At 73.2% G+C, this 4,940-nt stretch carries 5 protein-coding genes; 1 reads left to right on the forward strand and 4 read right to left on the reverse strand.

Features of this window, described 5'->3' with window-relative positions; all coding sequences use genetic code 11:
* Positions 1–69: 69 nt before the first annotated feature.
* Positions 70–861, reverse strand: coding sequence for an ABC transporter ATP-binding protein (locus JS521_RS33795; protein ID WP_205086707.1), 792 nt, complete (start codon positions 859–861; stop codon positions 70–72).
* Positions 854–1,801 carry an ABC transporter permease gene (locus tag JS521_RS33800; RefSeq protein ID WP_239488207.1) on the reverse strand — a complete coding sequence of 316 codons (948 nt, stop codon included), beginning with the start codon at positions 1,799–1,801 and terminating at the stop codon, positions 854–856. Before JS521_RS33800 ends, JS521_RS33795 begins: the two co-directional genes overlap by 8 nt.
* Before the next feature lie 181 nt (positions 1,802–1,982).
* Between JS521_RS33800 and JS521_RS33805 the strand changes: the two genes are divergently transcribed.
* Positions 1,983–2,603: a TetR/AcrR family transcriptional regulator gene (locus JS521_RS33805; RefSeq protein ID WP_205086708.1), complete on the forward strand. Its 621-nt coding sequence runs from the start codon at positions 1,983–1,985 to the stop codon at positions 2,601–2,603.
* Between the two features lie 6 nt (positions 2,604–2,609).
* Here JS521_RS33805 and JS521_RS33810 read toward each other — a convergent pair whose 3' ends face one another.
* Both JS521_RS33810 and JS521_RS33815 read right to left on the reverse strand, forming a co-directional pair.
* On the reverse strand, positions 2,610–3,833 hold the full coding sequence (locus tag JS521_RS33810) for a hypothetical protein (protein WP_205086709.1): 1,224 nt from the start codon (positions 3,831–3,833) through the stop codon (positions 2,610–2,612).
* An 80-nt stretch (positions 3,834–3,913) separates the two neighbouring features.
* Positions 3,914–4,940, reverse strand: a 1,027-nt coding sequence (locus tag JS521_RS33815; protein ID WP_205086710.1) for a CDP-glycerol glycerophosphotransferase family protein, incomplete at its 5' end; no start/stop codon positions are given.

The raw sequence follows: 4,940 nt of genomic DNA on the forward strand, positions 1-4,940 counted from the left end.
GGCGGGCTGAGGGGTGGCCGGGTCGGCTGGATGTGGCCGGGCGGGCTTGAAGTGGCCGGGCGGGGTCGGTTACTTGCGCTTGGTGAAGGCCTCGTAGGCCTTCACCACCTCCTTGGCCGGGCCGTCCATCCGTAGCGTGCCTGCCTCCAGCCACAGGGCGCGGTCGCAGGTTTCGGTGATCGACTTGTTGCTGTGGCTGACCAGGAACACCGTGCCTGCCTCCGCGCGCAGTTCCTTGATGCGGTCCTTGCTGCGGCGCTGGAACTTCGCGTCGCCCGTGGACAGTGCCTCGTCGATCAGGAGGACGTCGTGGCTCTTGGCCGCCGCGATGGAGAAGCGCAGCCGCGCGCCCATGCCCGAGGAGTACGTGCGCATCGGCAGCGTGATGAAGTCGCCCTTCTCGTTGATGCCGGAGAAGTCGACGATCTCGTCGTAGCGTTCGCGGATCTGCTCGCGCGTCATGCCCATCGCGAGTCCGCCCAGCACCACGTTGCGCTCGCCGGTCAGGTCGCCCATCAGCGCCGCGTTCACGCCGAGCAGCGACGGCTGGCCCTGGGTGTGGACCTTGCCCCGGGTCGGCGGGAGCAGGCCCGCGACCGCCTTGAGCAGCGTCGACTTGCCCGAGCCGTTGGAGCCGATCAGGCCGATCGCCTCGCCCTTGTACGCGGCGAAGCTGACGCCCTTCACCGCGTGCACCTTGCGTGCGCCGGGCGTGCGGCGGCGCGAGGTGAGCCGGCTGAGCGCCGAGGTCGCGCTGCCTCTGCCCGTACGCGCGCCGTTGACCGTGTACGTGATGTGGACGTCGTCGACGACGACCGTCGGGACGCGGTGGTCCCCGGGGGTGTTCCTGTCGTCAGCCACGTCCGTACGTCTCCTCGGCCTTCCAGAAGTACACGAATCCCGCCACCCCGCACAGCACCGCCCAGCCGGCCGCGGCCGCCCAGGCCAGGTGCGGCAGTTGGTCCCACGTGTAGCTGTCGATGAGCGCGTACCGCATGAGGTTGATGAAGAGCGCCGCCGGGTTGTACTCCAGCACCAGCAGCACCGCCCGCGGCACCCGGTCGCCGGCCAGCAGGTGGTCCAGGCTCCACATCACGCCGGACGAGTACATCCAGGTCCGCAGCACGAACGGTGTCAGCTGGGCGATGTCGGGCGTCCGTGCCGTCAGGCGGGCCATGGCCATCGACAGGCCGGTGTTGAACAGCGCCTGGAGCGCCAGCGCCGGGACGGCCAGCAGCCAGGTCGGGCGCGGGTACTGGCCGAACGCCAGCAGGATCAGGGCCAGCGCGCCGAGCGAGAACAGCAGCTGCTGGAGCTGCTGGAGCGCCAGTGCCACCGGCAGTGAGGCGCGAGGGAAGTGCAGGGCCCGCACCAGGCCGATGTTGCCGCTGATCGCCCGCGTGCCCGCCGTGATCGAGCTGCTGGTGAACGTCCAGATGAAGACCCCGGTGACCAGGAACGGGACGAAGTCCTCCACCCCGTGCTTGGTGTTCATCAGGACGCCGAAGATGAAGTAGTAGACCGTCGCGTTCAGCAGCGGCGTCATGATCTGCCAGATCTGGCCGAGCTTCGCCTGGCTGTACTGGGCCGTCAGCTTGGCCGTCGCGAACGCCGTGATGAAGTGCCGCCGCCCCCAGAGCTGCCGGATGTACGCGGGCAGGGACGGCCGGGCGCCGCTGACCTTCAGGCCGTGCCGGGCGGCCAGGGCCGCCAGCTCACCCGGTGCGTAGGTGGGGACGGCGGTGGCCGGGGTGGCCTCCGAGAGGGCTTTCACCGGGGGCGGGGCTGCTGTCTGGCTCAACGATCGACCGCTTTCGACACCGATGGGGCGATGGGGGAGAGAGGAGGGGAGGGAGGGATGGAAGGAGGGCGGGACGGTACGGTCCCGTGGGGACGCCCTCGTTGGGACGGGACCGTATCGTCGTAACGCTGAGAGTAGGGCGCTTGTACGTCGCAACGCAACCGTTTCGTCGCGGCCGACTATGCTGCGGGCCATGACCACCGAACGGGGAACCCGCCGCCGTGCCCCCGCAGGCGCCGCCGTCCTGCGGGAGGACGTGACGGATGCCATCCGGGCCGCCGTCTTCGAGGAACTCGCCGCGGTGGGGTTCGCCCGGATGTCCATCGAGGGCATCGCCCGGCGTGCGGGGGTCGGCAAGACCGCCGTCTACCGCCGCTGGAAGTCCAAGCTGGCGCTCGTCCTCGACCTGGTGGCGGCCGTCGCCGCCCAGGGGATGCCCGCCCCGGCCACCGGTTCGCTGTACGGGGACGTGCGCGCCGTCCTGGAGCTGGCCGCGTACGCCCTGCGCCACCCGGTCGCCTCGCAGGTCATCCCGGACCTGCTGGTCGAGGCGGCCCGTAATCCGGAGATCTCCGACGCGATCAAGGCCGCCCTCCTCGACCAGCAGCAGGGCGTCGCCGCCGTGGTCGTGCGGGAGGCGGTCGCCCGGGGGGAGCTGCCGGAAGGGAGCGATCCGGACCGGGCGCTCGACCTCATCGTCGGGCCGCTGTACTGGCGGCTCGTCGTCGTCCGGGGCGAGCTACCCCAGGGCTACCTGGACGATCTGGCCGCCTCGGCGGTGGCCGCCCTCCAGCACACCTGAGGGCCTTCAGCCCGCCGCCACCCGTGCCAGCACTTCGCCCGTGCGCGGGCTGAACGCCAGCACCGTCGCGTTCTCCGGCAGCTGCTGGTTCCGGGTCAGCAGCAGCCACCGCACCCCGTACCGGGCGGTGATCCCGTCCCGGCGGTCCTGCGGGGTCGACTTGTCGAGATAGGCGGCCACCGCGCGGCTCCTGTCCCGCCGCTCCGTCGTCGCGAGCCCCGCGTCCGGCAGGGCGTCGGCCAGCACGTACGCCCCGTGCCCGGCCAGCGCGTACATCGCCGGACGGCTGTCCGTCAGGACCACCTCGCCCCGGGGCACGTACGCGGTCGCCCAGGCGTACGGCTCCCCGGCCGCCTTCTCGCCCTCGGCCGCCGGAGGCGCTGTCGTCAGGCTGTCGATGGGGGCGCGCTGGGCGGTGAGCCCGTTGTAGTAAGGCCACAGCGCCGCCACGGTCACCGCGCACACCCCGGCGAACGCCCACCGCCACACGGTCGGCCGGATCCGGGTCCGTGTCCGGAACGCGATCAGGGCCAGACACCCGATCGCCGCGCCGATCGCCGTCTGCGGGTGGACCAGCAGGACGAGCCCGAGCAGCACCCCGATCCCGGTGGCCTCGAACCACCGGGGCGTCCGGCGGGGTGCCGGATCGCCGCGCTCGGCCACCCGGGCGGTCACGCGGTCGGTCCACACCCACAGATGCAGGGTGACCGCGACCGCGAACGTGGTCGGCGCGCTCCAGCGGGCCGGGTCCGCCCAGTGGATCAGGCCCAGCGGTACGAGGAGGAGCACCGGAACCCAGCGGTTCGGGGTCAGCAGCCGGGTCAGCCGGCCGATCCCGGTGAGCAGGAGCAGCAGGTTCACCGACGCGGCCAGCGCCACGACGGAGGGGCCGGAGAGCTCGGTGGCGCGGGCGGCGAGACCCTGGAGCAGCGCGTACGGGGAGTAGTGGGCGCTCGCCACGGCGGGCAGGTCGGTCATCGGGAACGCCGGGTGCAGCAGGTTCGCCCGCAGCCGTTCGACGACCGCCGCCTGGAGCCCGGCCTCGCAGCACAGCGGGGCCTGCCAGGCGGCGGCCGACAGCACCGCCCACAGCAGGCCGCCCAGCACGAGGTACGGGGACGGCAGCCACAGGGGCGGCCGGGCGGCCGCCTCGGCCCCGTCGCCCGCGGTCGCGGCGGGCGGGAGGTCGGCGGCGGAGGACGCGGCGGAGGCAGCGGAGAAGAGGGGCACACCTCATGGGTTCCGTGCGGCGGGCCCGCTCTCCCCGCCGCCACCCGTCCGAGGGATTTCGGGCACCGGTCCCGGAAGGCCTACGGCGTGTCCGCCAGCAGCCGGTCCGCGACCCTCGCCGCCGCGCCTCCGTCGTCCAGGTCGCAGTAGTCGCGGCGGAAGCTCTCGTACGCGTCGGCGTGCCGGGCGGCCACAGCTCCCGTGTCGCGCAGCGCCTGGGCCACCTCGTCCGTCGTGACCAGCAGAGGCCCCGGAGCCCGGGTCTCGAAGTCCAGGCAGAAGCCGCGCACGGTGTCGCGGTAGTGCTCCAGGTCGTACGTGTGGAAGAGCATCGGCCGGCCCGTCAGCGCGAAGTCGAACATCAGCCCCGCGTAGTCCGTCACCAGCACGTCGGCGATCACGAGCAGCTCGGCCGCCCCCGCGTGGTGCGACACGTCGAGCACGCCGGGCCCGGCCGGGACGCTGCCGGTGACCCGGGGGTGGCGGCGCACCAGCACCGTGTGGCCGGGGCCGAGCGCCCGGGCCAGGGCATGCGGGTCGAGCGCCGGATCCCAGCGGTACGGGCCGGGGGCCGTGCGGTCGGCGGACCCGGCGGGCGCGGCGGTCGGCGGGTGGGCCAGGTGGTCGCGGTAGGTCGGGGCGTACAGCACGACGCGGTGCCCCTCCGGGATCCCGAGCCCGCGCCGTACCTCCTCGGCCGCCTTGTCCCGTACGGGCGGGAACAGCACGTCGTTGGCGGGCGAACCGGCCTCCAGCACCTCGCCCCCGTACGCGAGCGACCGGCGCAGGAAGGGGGTGGCGAACCGGCTCGGGGAGACCAGTACCGACCACTGGGCCGACCGCTGCGGCAGGGTGGCGAGGTACTGGTGATCGGCGTAAAGGGTGTCCGCCAGGCCGGAGCCGAAGCGGCCGAGCGGGGTGCCGTGCCAGGTCTGGACGACCGTCTGCCCGGGACGCCGCTCGAACCAGGCGGGCAACTGCTCGTCCGTGACGATCCGGCGGGAGCGGGCCAGCGCCTCGTACCAGGCGGCGCTGTGCACGGGGACGGCCCGCGCGCCGGGCGGGACGGGGGTGATGCGGCCGGGGGTGGTCCCGGTGACCCACAGG

The sequence above is a fragment of the Streptomyces durocortorensis genome (assembly GCF_016901035.1).
GTDB classification, from domain to species: Bacteria; Actinomycetota; Actinomycetes; order Streptomycetales; family Streptomycetaceae; genus Streptomyces; species Streptomyces durocortorensis.